This window comes from Bacteroidota bacterium (assembly GCA_019637975.1).
In the GTDB taxonomy this organism is placed as follows: domain Bacteria; phylum Bacteroidota; class Ignavibacteria; order UBA10030; family UBA6906; genus CAADGV01.
This window is the reverse complement of record JAHBUR010000041.1, coordinates 1-20,878: the sequence shown is the minus strand read 5'-3', so window position 1 is coordinate 20,878 and position 20,878 is coordinate 1. Positions and strand designations below refer to the sequence as shown.

The window sequence follows — 20,878 nt, the reverse complement described above, 5'->3', positions numbered from 1 at the left end:
GTTTTGCATGATGGAGTGTGCAAACATCCGGCTCAGCCGGCTGTTGGGGTTGCTTGTTCTCTTGCTTGCAGGAGCGGGAGCTTCAGCCCAGAACGGCGTAACGTTGCTTGATACACTGAACCGATCTCACGGCCTTTCGCCGCAAGGCACACGGTACTCGGCATGCTGGGGTTGGGTTTCTCCCGATGGCCGCGAGTACGCTCTTATCGGCGTATACTCCGGAACCTCTATTATCGATCTGAACGTGTCGCCGATTCGCGAGATTGCCTTTGTGCCCGGCCCGACGGCTTCGTATTGCTATCGCGAGATCAAGACGTACAGGCACTATGCGTACATTGTCTCGGAAGGCGGGCGGGGCGTGCAGATTGTCGATCTCTCGCGCCTTCCCGACACGACTGGGCTCCTCGTCCGCGAATTCAATTATGTGAACGGCTCACGCAACACCCTCACTTCTCACACGGTGACCCTTGCGGACGGATATCTGTATTTGAACGGATCCAACGGATGGTCACCGTCCGGAATGATCATCTTCTCTCTCAAGAATGATCCCACCAACCCGGAATATGTCGGCGAATACCAGCCGATGTACATTCACGATTCGTACGTCCGTAATGATACACTGTACGCCGCTGCCATTTACGGCGGCGGAGGATTGTACGTCGTAAATATCAGCAACAAAACCAATCCGCAGCTCATCAGGAAGATCTCGTACACCGGCAGCGGAACGCATCACGCGTGGGCAACAATTGACGGTCGCTACGCTTTGACAACAGACGAGATCGGCTCGACCGTTTCCAGTCTGAAGGTATGGGATATGCAGAATCTCGGAAGCGGCCCGCCATACACACCTATCGCCTCATTCACTGCGAATCCGTCACGGAAAATTCACAACGTTCATGGCCGCGGCCACTATGCGTACATCTCACATTATACAGAGGGGATGTACGTGCTGGACATGCACAACCCGACTTCGCCTGTCGTTTCAGGCTTCTATGATTCATACCCAGCTCCCGGCCCTGCCAGCGGGTTTGACGGTTGCTGGGGAGTGTATCCCTATTTTCCTTCAGGGAGATGGATTGGATCGGATATGCAGACGGGGTTGTATCTATTCAGCTTTAGCGGGCTCGCGCCGCGTTTGCGCTCGCCCCTCCTGGCTCCCGCCAACAGCGATACATTCGCTCAGGGTGTTGCAAAGACTTTCCGGTGGAGGTCGGCCGCGAATCAGGCCGAAGATCCGCACTATTATCAATTACATATATGGGGACCGGGACTCGACACGCTTCTCACAACGCGCGACACGTCGTTGACTGTCACGCCATTCGCGTCAATGCAACACGGGCAGACGTATCGCTGGCATATCTGGATCAGGGATGAATTTACGGATGTTTCGAGTCCCGATACGTTTCAGGTCGTGTACAAGGCCGCAAGTTCTTCAACTCCCGCGCCTGAAAGTCCGTTGACATTTACTCTCTCTCAGAACTATCCAAATCCGTTCAATCCGGCAACAACGCTTGAGTATTCGATTCCCGCAACTTCACACGTTGAACTTGCGGTGTATTCGACTCTCGGCGAGTTGGTAGCGACACTGGTCAACGAAGTGCAGGCTGCCGGCGTGAAATCTGTATCATTCGATGCGGGCAACCTGCCGAGCGGCGTCTATCTCTACCGCTTGCGGGCGGGCGGCAATGCGATACACAAGAAAATGATGATTGTTCGATAGTTACAAACTGTTCTTCCAACAACAAAGGGAAAGCCTTGAAATCACGTTTCTTCTTCGTCGTGGCCTTGGTATGCCTCGCCGCCGGCTCGTTTGCCCAGCCGACACATCTCGATACACTGCGACATTTGAATGTCAAGAATGGTGGAGGATACTCCGCCATTTGGGGATACACTGCACCTGACGGACGCGAATATGCCTTGCTTGCATGCAACGGAAGCAGCGGCAGGCCGCCAGGGACATCAATCATTGATATTACTGTCGATAACAATCCGCAGGAGGTGGCGTTCGTCTCCGGTCCGGCAAGCGGATGGCGTGAGATGAAAACCTACAAGCATTACGCGTATGTCGTGTCGGAAGCAGGAGGTGGTACACAAATTATCGACCTTTCCCAGCTTCCTGATACTGCCCGATTGGTTAACTCATTTACATATGTTGATTCCGACACTCTTACCAAAAATACTGCAAAGGCTCATACGATTTCCATTCACGGCGACTATATGTATCTGAACGGATGTGCCAATTGGGGATCACGTGATCAACGCGGGATGGTCATTTTCGGGTTGAGTCACGATCCGGTCAATCCGACGTATGCAGGAGAGTACAGCCCGTTGTATGTTCATGACAGTTATGTTTTGGATGATACCATCTATGCATCCGCGGTGTACAGCAACGGTGGCCTCTTCATTGCGGATGCGACAAACAAATCAAACATACAAACCATCGGCAAGATCACGTATTCCGGATCGGGAACGCACAATGCCTGGGTAACAAAAGACCGGCGGTACGCCATCACCACGGACGAAATCGGCACAACACCCAAGACACTGAAGATTTGGGACAGAACCACTCTTCCGGCAATTCCTTCAGCTCCGGCCGCGACATTTACTGCAACCCCTTCCGACATCGTTCACAATATCACCATTCGAGGCGACTACGCGTATGTGGCATGGTACACCGCGGGCGTTCGGGTAGTCAATCTTGCCAATCCTGCTGCGCCTCTTGATGCAGGCGGATTTGACACATCGACGCAACCATCCGGGAATTATGCAGGCGTTTGGGGCGTGTATCCGTATTTTCCTTCAGGAAAGATTGTTGCCAGCGATATGCAAAACGGTTTGTGGGTGTTCCGGTTCAGCGACCTTGCGCCGAGACTCCCCGTTCACCTTTCCGCTCCGGAAAATAATGATACGGTGCGCGTCCAGAATACCGTCCAGTTTCGATGGAACAAGACTGCCGACTTGAACAAGGACCCGCACTGGTACGAGATACATCTTGCCGGAGCGGGACTCGACACGACATGGCGTGCCATCGATAGTGTTGCATCGTTCACAAACATTGCAGCATTGCAGAGCGGCCAGCAATATACGTGGAGTGTCACTGTCCGTGACGAGTGGAACACAACGGCCAGCGTTGATACATTCCGCTTTTACTATGCAACGCCGACAAGTGTCGGACAAGCGACTGACGTACCTGTCGCTTTTGGCCTCGACCAGAACTACCCCAATCCCTTCAATCCCTCGACAACGATCGACTTTCAGTTGCCGCAGTCGGGAGTAGTATCACTGAAGGTCTATGATATTCTGGGAAAGGAAGTGGCGACAATCGTCAATGAGAATCTTCCGGCCGGATTCTACAAGCAAACATTCACTGCGGCCGGACTTGCGAGCGGCGTGTATATCTATCGGCTTCAATCGGGTGGCATGTCGGACGTGAAGAGGATGATTCTCATCCGGTAGGCTTCGAACATAAGTTATTGGCAAACGGGCGGTTCCCATCGGACCGCCCGTTTTTCGTTTCTGACGGTTGATTTTCAGAGAAGGGTTCGTTATTGTGGATGGAGTCTAATCCCGTCTGAAACTCATCAATGCTCACCTATACCAGGGAGGAAATACGGCGCTGCTTCGCTTCTTCGGAGGATTTTAACGAGATTTTTGATGCGTTTGAGGCGGCAATTGGACAGAAGATAGAAGATATTGAACTCTACAGGCTACTCTTCTGGAACCACTCGCTGACCCCGGATGAAGTCCGCCTGTTCGGTGAAAAACTCGCCGGCGAATTTCCTGATATTGCGTACGACATTTTCCTCTGGCTTGCCACGATTTTTGAAGCCACAACTTCCACAAACGACAACTACGAATTGGCATTTCATTATTTTCAGAAGTCTGCGCAGGCCCGGCCGGCCGAGCCCGACCCGTATCTTGATGCATGCGATTGCTACGAACCCGACCTCAATATTCCCCCGTTGTCTTCGATTATCGAATTCGTGAACACCGGAGTTCAAAACGTAGTTCACCCTTCGCAACTCCTCAAGCGGCTTGCCCGGTTGTACGAGCTGGCAGGTGAATATGAAAAGGCCGAGTCCTGCCGAAGAAAAGCTGAAGCGCTTGACACACCGCCCAGCGCATGAAAGATCTTAAAGGGTACCTGATGATTATCGGAGCGGCGTGTTTCTGGGGAGCAGCCGCAACGCTTGCAAAGTTCCTCCTGAGCCAGCAATTGGGTGCCGTATTGCTTGCGCAGGCTCGTGCTTCATTCTCGTGCGTTGTGATGTTCATCGCCCTCCTCCTGTTTTCGAAACAGCACTTGCGAATTCGTTTTTCTGATGTCGGACGGTTTGCCTTGCTGGGTATTGTCGGCTTGGCCGGAGCCAATCTGACATACTACATCACCATCAGGGAAAGTACAGTCGGGACGGCAATCACAATTCAATACACTGCGCCTCTGTTCGTGATGGCGTATGAAGTTTGGAGGAAAGAAGAGAAATTCACAACCCTCAAATTGATTGCGGCGATTCTCTCCCTGGTCGGATGTTTTCTGACAGTGACAGGTCTCGACCTTTCCACCATGCGCATTTCACGTCTCGGGCTGTTTACCGGTATCGGCTCCATCATAACATTCTCGATTCTCACCATTGTGACTCGGCATCTTCTTGTGCGGTACAGCGTCCTGACTGTCACATTCTACAGCATTGCCTTTGCTTCTCTCTTCTGGCTTTTCATCAATCCGCCGTGGATCGTCGCTGCACAAAGTCCTGACCCGGAAATTTGGGGAGTTTTGTTCATTCTTGCCATGGTATCAGTATTGATTCCGAATCTTCTTTTTTCGGGAGGGCTGCGGTACATCGTGCCATCTAGGGCAGTCATTACAAGTACGCTGGAACCCGTTGTGGCAATCGGAACGGCGGCTGTTGTCTTGGGAGAACTGCTGAGCGGAGTTCAGGCCGGCGGCGCGTTTCTGGTTATCGTTGCGATCATTCTGCTGCAGATCCGGAGGGAAAATGCCGCCCTTGCGGAACCACAACCGGTACGGGAATAATGTATGCTGCGAAGCGAACGTCGAATTAGGAAAATCAATCGCGTATTGCGGCATCGTCAACCGGATTTGACTGTTGTGATGGAGAATATTCACGATCCTCACAACGTCAGCGCCGTGTTCCGCTCGTGTGATGCTGTGGGCGTTATGCGTGTCGAACTTCTCTACACTCTTGAAAAATTCCCGCGCATCGGGAAGAAGAGTTCATCCAGTGCCAACAAATGGCTGGAACGACGGAAGCATACATCGGTTGATGAATGCTACAGCACGCTGCGTTCAGAAGGTTTTAGAATCTATGCCACACATCTTGCGACAGACGGGGTGAGCCTGTACGATCTCGACTTGACGCAAAAAATTGCCCTTGTGTTCGGGAACGAGCATCGGGGCCTCAGTGAGGAGGCTGCCGCAAAGGCAGACTGCAATTTTGTTATTCCGATGGTGGGGATGATTCAAAGTTTGAATATTTCCGTCGCTTGTGCAGTGAGTCTGTACGAAGCATTACGTCAACGCATTCTTGCGGGTGCTCTTGCATCTCCCAAAATTCCAAAGAACGATTTAGAAGAACTCGCTGCCGAATGGCTGAAGCGTTGATCGCGCAGGAACCCCTTCCACTTCTTCTTGCAAACTCATAGCGTGATTGCTATATTCTTGTGGACTTGGAAGAAACAAATACCTCCGTTTTTCGTACGACTCTTTAGCTATTTCCCCTATTCAACTTCAGAATGGATTCCGGCTACATCGATTTCTTCAGAGACAATCTTCTGCTTATTGCGTTGATCGCTTTCGGCATATTCGCCTATTTCGTTCTTCTTATCAGAAAGCGGAGGAAGCAGGAATTTTTGCATCGGGAAGATGAAGAGAAGAAATAGTATCCGCACCGTTCACCACACACCGCTCTCCTTGTAAATTCCTCTCGTTTTGGCTATTATGATATAGAATAGCCCTGTATTTCCGTATGTTTTTTTAATTTCCAGCTCTGAAATGGTCGTCTCGACACTTCTGATAGTATTGTTGCTTTCACCCTCCTTCGCGACTGCACAGACGCAGCTCTTTAAGTCGGCAGACACAAAACATCACACACAAGTTGCCCTCATCGCTGATGTACACTCCATACAGCCGGGCGTTCCCTTCACGGCAGGCGTATTGATGAACATGGATGAAGGATGGCACACGTACTGGAAGAACGGCGGTGAGTCAGGGCTGCCGACCGAGATCAAGTGGACGTTGCCCGACGGATTCATTGCCGGCGAGATTGAGTGGCCCTTGCCGCACAAGTACAACGAAAGCGGCGATGTTCTCACGTACGGCTACGCCGGCGAGAATATGTTGCTGGTTCAGATCACTCCGTCGCGGTCGCTGAAGAGTGGCACTTCCGTTACATTGAAAGCTGATGTGAGCTGGCTGGAATGTGAGAAGCTTTGCATTCCGGGAGATGCAAAGGTAGAAATGACATTGCCGGTAGCGGATCGTATGTCAACGAAAGCACATGCCGAACTGTTTGAGAAATACAGGGCACAAGTCCCGCGGCCATTGTTGCCGAGCACGGATTTTTCACTCAAGACCGAAACGAAGAACCGCGAGATTGTGCTAACCCTTGAAGCTACCGTCGGAAAATCGCTGCTTGTGAAGCCTGACGAGATACCTGATTTCTTTCCTGAAATTGTGGATGAACTGTCTCTCGGCAGAACGATCGTGGTAGCAGACGGCCGGCGTGCAGTTCTTCGCATTCCGTTATCAGCATATGAGAAGGTTGACGAGGCGTTGACGTTGAAAGGCGTATTGCTGTATCAATTGCAGGGCGGGGAATTACGCTCCGGCACCGTTGAAATCCCGCTTCCGAAGGAATTCACTTCAACAATTCCGATAGAAGGAGAGTCCGGCTCGTCGACATTGCAGAGTGGCGGCGGCTTGTTCGATCAGACATTTACGACAATCGAGACAGCGCAATCCGAACAATCGTTGGCACTGTTCATTCTGTTTGCTGTTATCGGCGGCCTTTTGTTGAACGTGATGCCATGCGTTCTGCCGGTTATCGGCCTGAAGATTTTCGGATTGGTGAGAATGTCGGGAGACGAGCCGGTGCGAGTCAAGAGACTCGGGTGGTTCTTCTCCTTCGGAATTCTTGCTTCATTTCTTGTCCTTGCGCTGCTTGTCATCTTTCTGAAGACGGCGGGGGAGCACGTCGGGTGGGGCTTTCAGTTCCAGGAGCCGCTGTTTGTCATCGGCATGAGTACGGTGGTTTTTGCATTCGGCCTCAGTCTCTTCGGAGTGTTTGAAATCAGTCTTCCGTTTATGCTTGCGTTCGTCGGGCTGGGCAGTGCCCTTGAGAAACGGGATAAAGATGGTGGCTACGTCGCCTCATTTTCCGAGGGTGTCTTTGCGACAATTCTCGCAACACCGTGCACAGCGCCGTTTCTCGGTTCTGCAATGGGCTTTGCATTCTCCCAGCCTGCGTACATCATTCTGTTGTTGTTTGCCAGCGTTGCGTTCGGGATGTCGCTTCCGTATCTGATTCTCACGGCAAAACCGAAATGGATGAGGTTCTTGCCGAAACCGGGCGAGTGGATGGTGACGGCGAAGCAGTTCATGGGCTTTCTGATGATGGGAACGATGGTTTGGTTGTTGCAGGTTCTCGGCTCGCAACTTGGCATGGAGGCCGTTATTTGGACTGCTGCGTTCCTCCTGTTTGTCGCATTAGCGTGTTGGATTGTGGGAAGATTTGCGACACTCACCGCAACGCGTACCAAGTACTTCATCTCGTGGGGGGTGGCGATTCTTCTTGTGATTGCAGGCTACAAGCTGTTTATCGGTGATGTACTTGAAGCACGCGATGTTCTTGCGCAATCCGACACCTCCGGCATTGCAACGTCATCGCCGCAGAACGTCGCGGGTGTTGAATGGCATCCCTTCTCCGTGGAAAGTCTTGAATCACACTTGAGAGAGAACAAGACTGTGTTTCTTGATTTCACGGCCGAATGGTGTCTCACATGCAAAGTCAACGAAAAAACCGTTCTTGCCGACAAAGCCGTGGTTGAACGCCTGAACGGGGATAACATCATTTCCATGAAGGCGGATTGGACAAACCGGAATGAAGCAATCACGCGGCTGCTGCAAAAGTTCGGACGCTCGGGTGTGCCGCTGTATGTGGTTTTCCCGGCGGGCAGACCAACCGAGCCTATTGTGTTGCCGGAAGTGATCACAACAGGCATTGTACTGGACGCTCTCGCCCGGGCAACGGGTATGTGATGGCTCTCAGCTTGATTGTTCGGTGAGGATTCTTCGCAGGATGATCTTTGTGCCTTCAGGGAAATCACTCTCCACCATCCACTTCGCATACTCCAATTGTGACGCGATCGGCTGATTCTTGTGCTTCCCGAAGTTGAACACAATCTCGCCGGCTTCATTCTTCGTCAGCTTGCGCGCATAGTCAACAATCTCCTCGCGCGTGCAGTAGTTGTGCAATTCACCGACTGTAGCCGAACCTAAATCCTCATACCGGTGAAGCTGCCCTTTGAAGACTTCGAAAGTTGCCCGAACATCCGCTTCGGCATCGTGGGCGTTTTCAAGCATCTTTCCGCAATAGAACTTGTATGCAGCTGTCAGAGTTCGTTCCTCTTTCCGCTTGAAGATTGTGCACACGTCGATGAGTTTGGTTCCCTCTTGCGGGAATTCGATTCCGCAACGGGCAAATTCCTCCACGAGGAACGGCACATCAAAGGAGTTTGAGTTGTAGCCGGCAAGATCACAACCGGAAAAGAAGTCGAAAAGTCCCCGCACAATCGCCCGGAAATGCGGCTGATCTCTGACCGTACCGTCTGTTATCCCGTGAATTGCCGAAGCTTCCGGCGGAATAGGCATTCCCGGATTGATGAGCCTCGTCCGTGACTCCTCCGGTAATTCGGGATGAATCTTCAGAACGGAGATTTGCACGATCCTGTCAGCAACGAAGTCTGTGCCCGTAGTTTCGAGATCAAAGAAAACCAAGGGGCGGGAAAGTTGGAAGTTCATGGGTAGTTCGACGTTTGAGCTATCGTAAAGTAGAAATTTGTAGTAGGAAGAGCAAGGCGCCGTCTGTTGGGTTTTCTCTCTCATCTCGTTATATTCACATCACGACTACTGAAGACCAACAGCAAGCCCGGAAGAAACCACTATGTCAAAGCTCACGAAATCCAAGGCGTGGAAAGCGCTTGCAGCACACCACACCAAGATGGCCGACAAGCATATGCGCGTTATGTTTGCACGGGATCCCCAACGCTTCGAGAAATTCTCGATGAAGACTTGCGGTATTCTTCTCGACTACTCAAAGAATCGTGTCTCGGAAAAAACCATGAGGCTTCTGTTTGATCTTGCCCGGCATGTCGATATTGAAGGCTGGCGCGATAAAATGTTCAAGGGGGAGAAGATCAATTTCACTGAGAATCGTGCTGTGCTGCATGTTGCTTTGCGGAACCGTCTGAACCGTCCCATTGTGGTTGATGGAAAAGATGTTATGCCCGATGTCAGGAAGGTGCTTGCCCACATGAAGGAGTTCAGCAATTCGGTACGGAATGGGGATTGGAGGGGGTATACCGGCAAACCAATCCATGATGTCGTCAATATCGGTATCGGGGGATCGGACCTCGGTCCCGTGATGGTCACCGAAGCGCTGAAGCCGTATGCGCTGCACGGATTGAACTTCCGGTTTGTCTCCAATGTGGATGGGACGCATCTTGCCGAAACATTGAAACTGTGCAATCCTGAAACAACGTTGTTCATCATCGCTTCCAAGACATTCACCACTCAGGAAACACTCACCAATGCATTGTCCGCACGGCAGTGGTTCCTAACATCCGCACGCGATGAAACGGCGGTGGCGAAACATTTTGTCGCCCTCTCGACGAATACCGCCGAAGTCGGGAGGTTCGGCATTGATCCGAGGAATATGTTCGCTTTCTGGGATTGGGTTGGAGGGAGGTACTCGCTGTGGTCTGCGATCGGACTCTCCATTGCCGTAGCGATAGGGTTCGAGAATTTTGAAGAACTGCTGGAGGGCGCCTTTGAAATGGATGAACACTTCCGCTCCGCTCCGCCGGAGCAGAATCTTCCCGTTATTCTTGCACTTCTCGGTGTCTGGTATAATAATTTCTTTGATGCGGAAACTCATGCCATTCTTCCATACGATCAATATCTCCATCGTTTTCCTGCATATCTTCAACAAGGCGATATGGAAAGCAACGGCAAGTATATCGATCGCGAAGGAAAGGAGGTTGAGTATTCAACCGGCCCCGTCATTTGGGGTGAACCCGGAACAAACGGGCAACATGCATTCTTTCAACTTATTCATCAAGGAACGAAGTTGATCCCGGCTGATTTCCTTGCTCCGATGGAATCACAGAATCCCCGGGGAGAGCATCATACGATTCTTCTTTCGAATTTCTTCGCCCAAACGGAGGCGTTAATGCGAGGAAAGACGGCGAAGGAGGCGAGGGAGGAGCTTCAAGCCGCCGGACTGAGTCGTGCAGAGATAAAGACACTTCTGCCCCACAAAGTTTTTCCCGGCAACCGCCCGACAAATTCACTCGTATTCAAGAAGCTGACGCCTCGGGTTCTCGGCTCGTTGATTGCATTGTATGAACATAAGATCTTTGTGCAGGGGATAATCTGGAACATCAATTCTTTTGACCAGTGGGGTGTTGAATTGGGCAAGCAACTCGCGAAAACTATCCTGCCCGAACTGTCAACACAAGCAAGAGTTGTTGCCCACGACTCCTCTACAAACGGGCTTATCAATTTCTACAAGAGACAGCGTAATCCGGATTCTGTGTAGCAATGCAATGGACTGCGTGAAACCGGAAACACAAGAGCCGGATCGAAGGATCCGGCTCCGGCGCTTAGAGGATGTTTGTGATCTTCAGGTCATTGTGTATCGTCATCCGGTTTGCGCGGCATTCTCACCATCTTCATGAAAAAATATCCTGTGAGTGCCACAATAATACTCATGGTTGTTACCATCGTTCCGATTGCAAGTGGTGTCATGATGCTCTCCCCGTTGCTGTTCGACGTTTGTATGCAAGATAGACAAGATAGGCGATTCCAACGAATACCGTCGTTAGAAGGATGCGTGCGCCGATAATGTATGTGAGACGTGTTTCGAGCCCCGCCTTTACCGCCGGATCGGTTGCCGCTGCAATTTGTTCACGCAAACCGCTGTTGAAAAGCTGCCGGATGATTGAGCCGTTATCGAGCGGCCATCCGTTTCCGCTGGTCAGACTGGCAATTGCACCCGCCCAATCTCCGCCAAGCGGGGAGAAGATTGAGCCCACGAAGACAAACAGAAGAAAAAAGGGCGTTACCCACTTGATGATGAACTTGTAAATGTCGGGCACCTTCATATCTGCGCCGCTGGTGATCTCCCGCCAGCCTTTATCCATCCCGAATACCCACGCAAACAGGATTGACTCTGCGAGGGCAAACACGACAAGTGAAACGGTTCCGGCCCAGTAGTCATACTCATCGAACACGCCGTAACTGTAAAAAAGTACAGTTGGAATGCCGAGGATTAGTGTAATTGTACCAAATGACCATGCGGACTTCCGCCTGCTCCATCCGAATTCATCCTGCATAAATCCCATCCATGGAGTTCCCATTGCAAGGGAGGAGGTAATACCCGCGAAGAACAAAAGTCCAAACCAGAATAAACCCGCCATTGTCGCAAGAAACGGACCCCAATTTTCGAAGAGGAACGGCATTGTTTGAAATGCCATGCCGAATCCTGCATTCTCTTTCACCCAATCAAGTCCGAGATACCCTGCGGCGATGGGGATAACGATCAAGCTGCCCAAACAGACTTCTACAAATTCGTTCATCCACCCTGCTGACATTGCGTTGAGGGCGATATCATCCTTTGCCTTGACGTAGGCAGCATAGCAGTGAATGGTCCCCATTCCGACTGAAAGCGTGAAGAAAATTTGTCCCGCAGCGGCAAGCCAGACCTTCGGGTTGCTGAGTGAATCAAATTGCGGATTCCACAAGAAGTCGATTCCTGCCCAGGCGGATGCATCGGGATGCTCGGGTGAAGCACCGGATGTGCCCAACGTGAGGCCTCGTATGGCAAGGAAAAAGCCGAAAAGAATGAGCAGGGGCATTCCTATCTTTGCTGCCCGTTCCACGCCGCCACTCAGTCCGTGAGAGAGTATCCACGTGTTGAGCAACAAGCAAAGGATGTAGAAAAACACGGCTTCGAACGGTATTCCGGTATATGACTGGGTGATGTCGAGGTAGTTAACGAAGAATTGGGCAACTTCTGTTTGTGTCAGGCCGCTGAACGAGCGCATGATGGAGTGGTAGACGTACGACATCGTCCATGATTCGATGTAGCAGTAGTAGGCCGCAACTGCCAGATTCGTCCAGATGCCGAACACGCCGAAGTATTTGAACCAACGGGCCTTCGTCATGCTGTCGAGAATGTAGGGGGTCGAGTGGTTTCCCTGCTTGCCTCCGAAGCGTCCCATCGACCACTCAATCCAGAGAAGCGGAATGCCCATGACAAGAAAGGAGACGAGATACGGGATGATAAAAGCCCCGCCTCCGTTGTTCACTGCCTGTACGGGAAACCGGAGAAAGTTGCCGAGGCCGACCGCGTTGCCGGCCATTGCCAGCACCAACCCGACACGCGAGCCCCACCGTTCATTGTTTGACGACATAGAAACCTTTCAGTGTTAATGAATAAGGTTTGCGTTCTGCCGGAAGCAGGGTAGAAAGAAGCAGCGACCGGAAGGATATGATGATCGCCAGATGAACATAGCGATATTGAAGTGAAGATTCAAGATTGCGCAAGGAATTTCTTTGCATTTCAAACGGTTGTTGGATAGATTTTAAACCGAATTTGTGAATGTTCGCTTCGCACAAACGTTATGAAGAAAATTGGAGTGTTTACAAGCGGTGGTGACGCCCCGGGCATGAATGCCTGTGTCCGAGCCGTTGTACGCAGCGCAATTTACAACGGGCTGGAAGTAGTGGGGATTCAATACGGGTATGAAGGGATGATCGAGGGGAGATTTGTTGATCTTCAGGCGCGTTCAGTTTCGAACATTATTCAGCGTGGCGGAACCATACTCCGGACTGCACGCTCGGAGCAGTTTCGTACAGCGGAAGGTCGGGCCCGGGCAGCCGGAAATCTGAAGAATGCCGACATCGACGGACTTGTCGCAATCGGGGGCGATGGAACTTTCCAGGGAGCGACGAAGTTGGCCGAGGAACACCACGTGTCCATTATCGGAGTGCCGGGAACAATCGACAACGATCTCTTTGGAACAGACTATACCATCGGGTATGATACGGCAGTAAACACCGCCGTGGAGGCGATTGACAAGATTCGTGACACTGCCGCGTCCCATGATCGCCTTTTTTATGTTGAAGTGATGGGTCGCGATTCCGGATTTATCGCGCTGGACGTCGGAATCACATCCGGTTCTGAACACATTGCAGTACCGGAAACCCAGACCAATATTTCCGAATTGGAAGAGGCCCTTGCCGGTTCAAAACGTCACAAGAGCAGCGCGATAATCATAGTCGCCGAAGGGGAAGAATCAGGTGGAGCCCTCAGCCTGGCGGAGAGAATCAAGGATGCCGCCGGATACGATTACAGGATTTGCGTGCTGGGGCATATCCAACGGGGAGGATCCCCGACAGCCCGCGATCGTTTGCTCACGAGCCGGCTTGGCGTGGCCGCGGTTGATGCCCTGCTTGAAGGACAAAGTGGAATAATGGTGGGTGAAATTCACGGGAAAATCTCGTTCACACCACTCAAAGAAACATGGACAAAACGCAAGTCGATAGACAAAGATCTGTGGCGGCTTGCTACCATCCTCTCCACCTAAAACGGTTATTCATTGGGATTTTGAATGAATGCGAGACATGGGTGATTCATTGCGAATCGCCCGTGCTTTTTGTGATATAAAACTTTGCCTCATACAAAGCAGATTGTTATATTTGAAACCACACGATTTCGGGGACTTGTTCTTTTGCCAAAGCGAACTGATCTTAATTCCATCCTGATCATAGGTGCGGGGCCTATCATCATTGGGCAAGCTTGCGAGTTTGATTACTCAGGCACGCAAGCCTGCAAAGTGTTGCGTGAAGAGGGCTACCGCATTATTCTTGTCAACAGCAATCCGGCGACTATCATGACAGACCCGGATATGGCTGACCGAACCTACATTGAACCCATCACTCCCGCATTTGTTGAGAAGATTATCGAACGGGAACATCCCGATGCAATTCTCCCAACCATGGGAGGGCAAACCGCACTGAATACCGCCGTTGCCCTGGCAAAAAGCGGTGTCCTCGCCCGGCATAATGTTGAACTCATCGGGGCGAAACTTGAAGCGATTGAAAAAGCAGAGGATCGCGAACTGTTCAAGAAGACCATGGATGAAGTGGGAATCGATACCCCACGCGGCGGTTTTGTCCGTTCAATCGAAGAAGGGTTAAAGCTTGCCAGCTGGATCAACTTTCCTATTATCATCCGGCCTTCTTTTACACTCGGGGGCTCCGGGGGCGGCATTGCGGAAAACGGCGACGAGTTCATCGAGAAACTTGAACATGGACTTGAAGCCAGCCCGATTCACGAAGTACTGCTGGAAGAATCCATCCTCGGGTGGAAAGAGTACGAGCTGGAAGTAATGCGGGACTTAAAGGATAATGTTGTTATTATCTGTTCGATCGAGAATTTCGACCCGATGGGTGTGCATACCGGCGACTCGATTACGTGTGCCCCCCAGCAGACGCTGACAGATAAGGAATATGAGGCGATGCGCGATGATGCTCTCACGATCATTCGTGCCATCGGAGTTGAAACGGGCGGATCGAATATTCAGTTTGCCGTCAACCCGCAAACGGGCCGCCGGCTCGTTATCGAAATGAATCCGCGTGTCTCCCGATCATCAGCCCTTGCTTCAAAAGCAACAGGGTTCCCCATTGCAAAGATTGCTGCAAAGTTGGCAGTTGGCTACACTCTTGATGAAATCCCAAACGACATTACCAAACTCACGCCGGCTTCCTTTGAGCCGACAATTGACTACACCGTCGTGAAGATTCCGCGTTGGGATTTTGAGAAGTTCAAGGGTGTGGACAGCTCGCTCGGGATACAAATGAAATCGGTCGGCGAGGCAATGGCATTCGGACGAACATTCAAGGAAGCCCTTCAGAAAGCCCTTCGGTCGCTTGAGCAGGGACGTTTCGGACTTGGCTCCGACGGCAAGGATTCCTTCGACCCGGCCACTCTCTCTCCCGAAGAAAGGGAAGAGTGGAAACAGAAAATCAAAAAACAACTCTCACGCTCACGGCCCGAGAATATTTTCTATCTCCGGTACGGCTTTTTGCTCGGAATGTCGATAGATGAGTTGTTTGCGATTACCAAGATCGATCCCTGGTTCCTATTCAATATTAAACAGATTGTCGGCATGGAAGAAGAATTGAAGGGATATTCCATTGATGCGTGAAGCGATAGGGAGACATCGGTGAAGAAGATCACCCGCGACATTTTGCTGAAAGCGAAAGAGTACGGCTTTTCCGACCGCCAGCTTGCTACGCTCTGGAAGACGGAGGAAAAGAAAATCCGCGACCTTCGCAAGACGCTTGACGTGATTCCTGTGTTCAAGACTGTCGACACGTGTGCCGCAGAGTTTGCTGCGGAAACGCCGTATCACTACTCGACGTATGAAACCGAGAACGAATCACTTCGGTCTGACAGAAAAAAGGTCATCATCCTCGGCGGCGGACCGAACCGGATCGGGCAAGGAATTGAGTTCGACTATTGTTGCGTTCACGGCGTGATGGGTCTTGAGGAGGAAGGGTACGAGACCATCATGATCAACTGCAATCCCGAAACTGTTTCAACGGATTACGATACAACCGACAAGCTGTATTTCGAACCCCTGACGTTGGAAGATGTGCTGAACATTTGCGAGCGCGAAAGGCCCGACGGGATTATCGTCAGTTTTGGCGGCCAGACACCGCTGAAGATTGCCAAGGCGCTTGAGGCGAATGGCTTCAAGATCATCGGAACTTCAACCGAGGGAATCGATCTTGCGGAAGACAGAAAGCGCTTCGGAAAACTGCTGAAGGACCTGGAAATTCCATGTCCGCCGTGGGGAACTGCCTCAAATATTGATGAAGCGTTGGAGATTACAGCAGCAATCGGCTATCCCGTTCTCGTTCGCCCGTCATACGTTCTTGGCGGTCGGGCGATGGAGATTTGCTACAGCGATGAGGCGTTGCGGGAGTACATGCAGAAAGCGGTATTTGCATCCCCGGAACATCCCGTATTGATCGACAGATTTCTTGAGGATGCATTCGAGTTCGATGTTGATGCCGTCAGTGACGGTGAAGATGTGTATATCGGCGGTGTGATGCAGCATATCGAGGAAGCGGGAATCCATTCCGGCGACAGTTCATGCGTTCTTCCCCCCTATCATATTACTGCTCAACAGCTTCATACCCTGATGACCTACACACGGAAGCTCGCACTTGCGCTTAACGTTGTGGGTCTTGTGAACGTCCAATATGCGATGCAGGATGGGGTTGTGTATGTGTTGGAAGTAAACCCGAGAGCCTCACGCACGGTTCCGTTCGTCAGCAAGGCAACGGGTGTACCGCTGGCGAAAATAGCCGCGAAACTCATGGTTGGCAGAAAGTTGAAGGATTTGGATGTGAGAGGATTCAGTTGGGCGAAACACGTTTCTGTAAAGGAGTCGGTGTTCCCGTTCAACAAGTTCCCCCAAGCGCGGCATTTTCTCGGGCCAGAGATGCGATCAACGGGTGAAGTGATGGGCATCTCCGATAGTTTCGGAGTCTCCTTTGCAAAAGCGTCAATCGCCGCGGGTCTGGCGTTGCCACAGGCCGGAACGATCTTTATCAGCTTGAACGATAACGACAAAAAAGAGCGGGCTGCAAATATTATTAGAAGCTATGTTCGGCTCGGGTTTAATATTCTCTCTACCGAGGGCACATCACATTTTCTTACTGACAATGGTATCCCCAATCGGCCGGTTCTCAAAGCGGGGAACTGGACGCTGAACATCGTTGATATTATCAAGAACGGTTGGGTACAGTTGATAATCCTGACCCCGTTGGGTCAAACATCTCGTGAAGATGAGCATGCTATCGGGCGGACAGCAATGGAATACAAAGTTCCTTTTATTACCACGCTTGCTGCCGCCGCTTCTGCAAGCAAAAGTATAGAAGAGATTAAGAGTAATCAGCTTTCGGTGCTCAGCATTCAAGAGCATCACGACCTTGCCGCTCAGGGCGGAGAGGCAAAGCCCGTGGAATCACTGGAAGACTGCGAACGAATGGTGGAGTACATACGCTCGTTCCAGCTGTAAATGCGGCACATCTTGCCGTGCGCGAGTTGTGGCTTACGGCACATCAATTTGATATGTTTTGAATATCTTTGAATAATCACACCACACAATAACACACCAGCGAGAAGAGTAATGTACATTTTGGGCATTTCGGCCTACTATCACGACTCTGCGGCCGCGCTTGTCAAAGACGGCAAGATCATTGCAGCAGCGCAGGAAGAACGCTTCACGAGAAAGAAGCACGACTTCAACTTCCCGAAGAACGCGATCGAATATTGCCTGACGGAAGGAAAGATCACCGCAAACGATCTCTCCTACGTCGCGTTCTATGATAAGCCATTGCTCAAGTTTGAACGCCTTCTCGAAACCTATCTTGCATATGCTCCCCGGGGTATTCAATCGTTCTTCATGGCAATGCCGTTGTGGCTGAGGGATAAACTCTGGATCCCCAACATGATTGAAAAGGATCTGGGGTATGAAGGAGAAATACTATTTCCGGAACATCATGAATCACATGCAGCATCTGCATTTTTCCCGTCACCGTACAAAGAAGCTGCATTCCTGACGCTTGACGGAGTAGGAGAATGGACGACCACAAGTTACGGTGTGGGTAACGGGAATGAATTGAGGATTCATGGCGAACTGAACTTTCCGCATTCGCTCGGATTGCTGTATTCGGCCTTCACGTACTTCACAGGTTTCAAAGTCAATTCAGCAGAATACAAAGTGATGGGTCTTGCGCCGTACGGCGAGCCGAAGTATGTGCAACAGATCTATGATCATATCCTTGATTTGAAGGAAGATGGTTCATTCAAGATGAACATGGAGTTCTTCGACTACTGTGCAGGTTTGAGGATGACCAACGACAAGTTTGCCGACTTGTTCGGAGGTCCGCCCCGTGTTGGCGAGACGAAACTCACTCAAAGGGAAATGGATCTCGCCCGTTCCGTTCAGGAAGTCACCGAGGAAGTCATGTTGCGACAGACACGCCATGTGCACAAGGAAACGGGACAGAAAAACCTTGTGCTTGCAGGCGGTGTGGCCTTGAACTGTGTCGGCAACGGACGCGTCCTGCGTGAAGGTCCGTTTGAGAATATCTGGATTCAACCTGCTGCAGGCGATGCAGGCGGTGCACTCGGTGCCGCATTGTACACATGGCATGTGTACTTGAACAATCCACGGCAAGCCGATAACGTCAAGGATTCGCAGGCGGGATCATACCTCGGGCCCGTGTACGCGGATGCCGAGATCGAACATTTCCTTCGAATGAACGAGATAGTGTATCAGAAGGTAGCGCCGGAAGAACTGGCCGATACCGTTGCCGAGCTCATCGCAAACGAAAACGTCATAGGGTGGTTTCAGGGAAGAATGGAATTCGGCCCCCGTGCACTCGGCGGCAGAAGCATTATCGGCGATGCACGTTCGCCCAAGATGCAATCCATCATGAATCTGAAAATCAAATTCCGCGAATCGTTCCGGCCCTTTGCTCCGTCGGTGCTGCGCGAAAAGGTTTCGGACTATTTCGAAATGGAATGTGAAAGCCCGTACATGCTTCTTGTCGCGGATGTCGTCAAGGATCGTCGCGTAAAAATGACAGCAGAGGAAGAGGCACTGTTCGGTATTGATAAACTGAACGTGCCGCGTTCAGACGTTCCTGCGATCACTCACGTTGATTACTCCGCCCGTATTCAAACGGTTGTCCGGGAAACCAACCCGATGTACTACGATCTCATTAATGCGTTCTACAAGAAAACCGGATGTCCGGTTATCATTAATACGTCGTTTAACGTTCGCGGCGAACCGATTGTCTGCCGTCCGGCGGAGGCGTACAAATGCCTGATGCGAACGCATATGGATTACCTGGTCATTGGAAATTACATCGTTGCGAAAACACAACAGAAACCACTTGAACAAGATTCAGATTGGATGAAGGAGTTCGAACTTGATTGAAAAAGTAGATACCTCGCAAGAGGCAGTGAAGAAGACCGGGAAAGCATTCCTTATTGTCTTTACGGCCATAGCTGCCTTTATCTTCATAAAGAATAGTCACACGACCGGTTGGACGGGCTGGGATTGGAGTGGAGGAATGTCGGCATTCTGGTGGAAGATCTTTCTGCCTGCAGGCATCGCAATCTACGCCTTATGCCATGTTGCATATCCCGTGATGAAGCATTTCCACTATGCGTGGATGAAGTTTGCATTCATCCTCGGCTGGTTTTGGACACGCATTTTTCTCGGTATTTTTTTCTATCTTATCGTCACGCCAATCGGCTTGTTGATGCGAGCGCTCGGCAAAGACCTGCTTGACGAGAAGATTGATAAGTCGGCAAAAAGCTATTGGGTGAAACGTGACCTGAGCAAGTTCGATCCGAAACACGCTTCACGAACATTCTAAAGAGTTCATATTCATAGGAGAAAAGACTCGTGGCAAGAAGCAAATTTGCTATTGTTGGGGAATTGTGGCAATTCATGAAGGTACGCAAGAAGTGGTGGCTGGGTCCCATCGTTTTCATGTTGTTGCTTCTTGGGTTCCTGCTTGTATTTACCCAGGGCTCGGCCTTGGCGCCCTTTATTTATACTCTGTTCTAGACTCTCGTCGTCTTCAAGTTCCGGAGGAGGGTCGCTCCTGATTAGGGGAGACTCTCCTCCAATGCATTATGGTAAAACTCAGCGTCATGCTCCTTCAGGCTTGTCGAATGTTTGCAGAGCGCCGGCCAATTGCAAGGCGTCACGTCGACTTCATGAGGAAAGCAGTTGCTTGATATCAAAGTCGTGTGTTTTGTTGAGGCTCGCGACACAATCGTCTTTGCCTTTACTCATCCGCCGATTCAGAAGTACCAATTGGCAAAAGGGTATTCCTTTCGCTCAACGCCCCAAACCTCTACCTCGGAGTTCCGAACTGCTGCTCGCAAGCATTCATTCTGTGTATTGTCCATCAGCATAATCCTCGAACCTGTTTACCTTCTTAACATTCCAAGTACTTGTCTTGTAGAGACTCAATCATGAAACAGGGACTTACCAATCAATCGCTTATCGTCAGGGGCGCAAAGGCCTTCGGCCTGTTCCTTCTCGGAACTCTTGCCGGCCTTCTCATGCTTGAGGCGATTGTGAGGATCATTGAACCCCATGCAACCGGAGTATACGTAGCTTTCAAAGATGATGTGATCCTGAACCACGTCAATCCGAGCAATGTACAGGGCAGGCTCGTCCGAACCGACTTTGATACGGACTTCAATACGAACTCACTGGGACTTAGAGACAGGGATTTCACAATTGCCAAACCCTCAAACACATTTCGTATTCTGATGCTGGGTGACTCTTTCACGGTGGGAGAGGGGGTCAACCAAGCTGAAACGTTTTCCAAACTTCTCGAAACGGAGTTGAACGCCGGTGCTGCATCGGAACAGCGAATCGAGGTTATCAATGCAGGCGTTGGCAGCTATTCCCCGTTGTTGGAGTTTCTGTACCTACGGTACTACGGACTTCAACTTCAACCTGATCT

The 20,878-nt window shown here is 51.0% G+C and carries 16 protein-coding genes; 14 read left to right on the top strand and 2 right to left on the bottom strand.

From position 1 onward, the window contains the following. Nucleotides 1–7: 7 nt before the first annotated feature. The 7 genes from KF749_16655 to KF749_16625 all read left to right on the top strand — a co-directional run bounded on the left by KF749_16655 (nucleotide 8) and on the right by KF749_16625 (nucleotide 8,278). Nucleotides 8–1,720: a choice-of-anchor B family protein gene (locus KF749_16655; GenBank protein MBX2992784.1), complete on the top strand. Its 1,713-nt coding sequence runs from the start codon at nucleotides 8–10 to the stop codon at nucleotides 1,718–1,720. A 35-nt stretch (nucleotides 1,721–1,755) separates the two neighbouring features. After that, complete coding sequence (locus KF749_16650) at nucleotides 1,756–3,456, top strand: choice-of-anchor B family protein (GenBank protein MBX2992783.1); 1,701 nt, start codon at nucleotides 1,756–1,758, stop codon at nucleotides 3,454–3,456. 128 nt (nucleotides 3,457–3,584) lie between these two features. After that, nucleotides 3,585–4,127, top strand: a complete 543-nt coding sequence (locus tag KF749_16645) for a hypothetical protein (protein ID MBX2992782.1) — start codon at nucleotides 3,585–3,587, stop codon at nucleotides 4,125–4,127. Continuing rightward, nucleotides 4,124–5,035: an EamA family transporter gene (locus tag KF749_16640; protein MBX2992781.1), complete on the top strand. Its 912-nt coding sequence runs from the start codon at nucleotides 4,124–4,126 to the stop codon at nucleotides 5,033–5,035. The genes KF749_16645 and KF749_16640 overlap by 4 nt, the downstream gene beginning before the upstream one ends. 3 nt (nucleotides 5,036–5,038) lie before the next feature. Then, a complete protein-coding gene (locus KF749_16635) occupies nucleotides 5,039–5,623 on the top strand; it encodes an RNA methyltransferase (GenBank protein MBX2992780.1) in 585 nt (194 codons plus the stop codon). A 131-nt stretch (nucleotides 5,624–5,754) separates the two neighbouring features. Further along, nucleotides 5,755–5,901 carry a hypothetical protein gene (locus KF749_16630; protein ID MBX2992779.1) on the top strand — a complete coding sequence of 49 codons (147 nt, stop codon included), beginning with the start codon at nucleotides 5,755–5,757 and terminating at the stop codon, nucleotides 5,899–5,901. Between the two features lie 112 nt (nucleotides 5,902–6,013). Further along, nucleotides 6,014–8,278, top strand: coding sequence for a thioredoxin family protein (locus KF749_16625; protein ID MBX2992778.1), 2,265 nt, complete (start codon nucleotides 6,014–6,016; stop codon nucleotides 8,276–8,278). 6 nt (nucleotides 8,279–8,284) lie between these two features. On the opposite strand, the gene KF749_16620 is transcribed toward KF749_16625, so the two are convergent. Beyond that, nucleotides 8,285–9,040 carry a 3'-5' exonuclease gene (locus KF749_16620; protein ID MBX2992777.1) on the bottom strand — a complete coding sequence of 252 codons (756 nt, stop codon included), beginning with the start codon at nucleotides 9,038–9,040 and terminating at the stop codon, nucleotides 8,285–8,287. 142 nt (nucleotides 9,041–9,182) lie between these two features. On the opposite strand from KF749_16620, the gene pgi reads away from it, so the two are divergent. After that, nucleotides 9,183–10,838 (top strand): glucose-6-phosphate isomerase, encoded by a 1,656-nt coding sequence (gene pgi / locus KF749_16615; protein MBX2992776.1) that lies wholly within the window; start codon nucleotides 9,183–9,185, stop codon nucleotides 10,836–10,838. Nucleotides 10,839–11,043: 205 nt separating this feature from the next. Here pgi and KF749_16610 read toward each other — a convergent pair whose 3' ends face one another. Further along, nucleotides 11,044–12,714 (bottom strand): sodium-dependent transporter, encoded by a 1,671-nt coding sequence (locus KF749_16610; GenBank protein ID MBX2992775.1) that lies wholly within the window; start codon nucleotides 12,712–12,714, stop codon nucleotides 11,044–11,046. A gap of 210 nt (nucleotides 12,715–12,924) precedes the next feature. Here KF749_16610 and pfkA point away from each other — a divergent pair, with 210 nt between their 5' ends. The 6 genes from pfkA to KF749_16580 all read left to right on the top strand — a co-directional run. After that, nucleotides 12,925–13,890 carry a 6-phosphofructokinase gene (gene pfkA / locus KF749_16605; protein ID MBX2992774.1) on the top strand — a complete coding sequence of 322 codons (966 nt, stop codon included), beginning with the start codon at nucleotides 12,925–12,927 and terminating at the stop codon, nucleotides 13,888–13,890. A 144-nt stretch (nucleotides 13,891–14,034) separates the two neighbouring features. Further along, complete coding sequence (gene carB, locus KF749_16600; GenBank protein ID MBX2992773.1) at nucleotides 14,035–15,513, top strand: carbamoyl-phosphate synthase large subunit; 1,479 nt, start codon at nucleotides 14,035–14,037, stop codon at nucleotides 15,511–15,513. 18 nt (nucleotides 15,514–15,531) lie between these two features. Continuing rightward, nucleotides 15,532–17,397 (top strand): carbamoyl-phosphate synthase large subunit, encoded by a 1,866-nt coding sequence (gene carB / locus KF749_16595; GenBank protein MBX2992772.1) that lies wholly within the window; start codon nucleotides 15,532–15,534, stop codon nucleotides 17,395–17,397. Between the two features lie 111 nt (nucleotides 17,398–17,508). Continuing rightward, nucleotides 17,509–19,326 (top strand): carbamoyltransferase, encoded by a 1,818-nt coding sequence (locus KF749_16590; GenBank protein ID MBX2992771.1) that lies wholly within the window; start codon nucleotides 17,509–17,511, stop codon nucleotides 19,324–19,326. Then, nucleotides 19,319–19,771 carry a hypothetical protein gene (locus KF749_16585; GenBank protein MBX2992770.1) on the top strand — a complete coding sequence of 151 codons (453 nt, stop codon included), beginning with the start codon at nucleotides 19,319–19,321 and terminating at the stop codon, nucleotides 19,769–19,771. Before KF749_16590 ends, KF749_16585 begins: the two co-directional genes overlap by 8 nt. Nucleotides 19,772–20,378: 607 nt before the next feature. Continuing rightward, nucleotides 20,379–20,878: hypothetical protein (locus KF749_16580; GenBank protein ID MBX2992769.1), on the top strand; the 500-nt coding region annotated here is incomplete at its 3' end.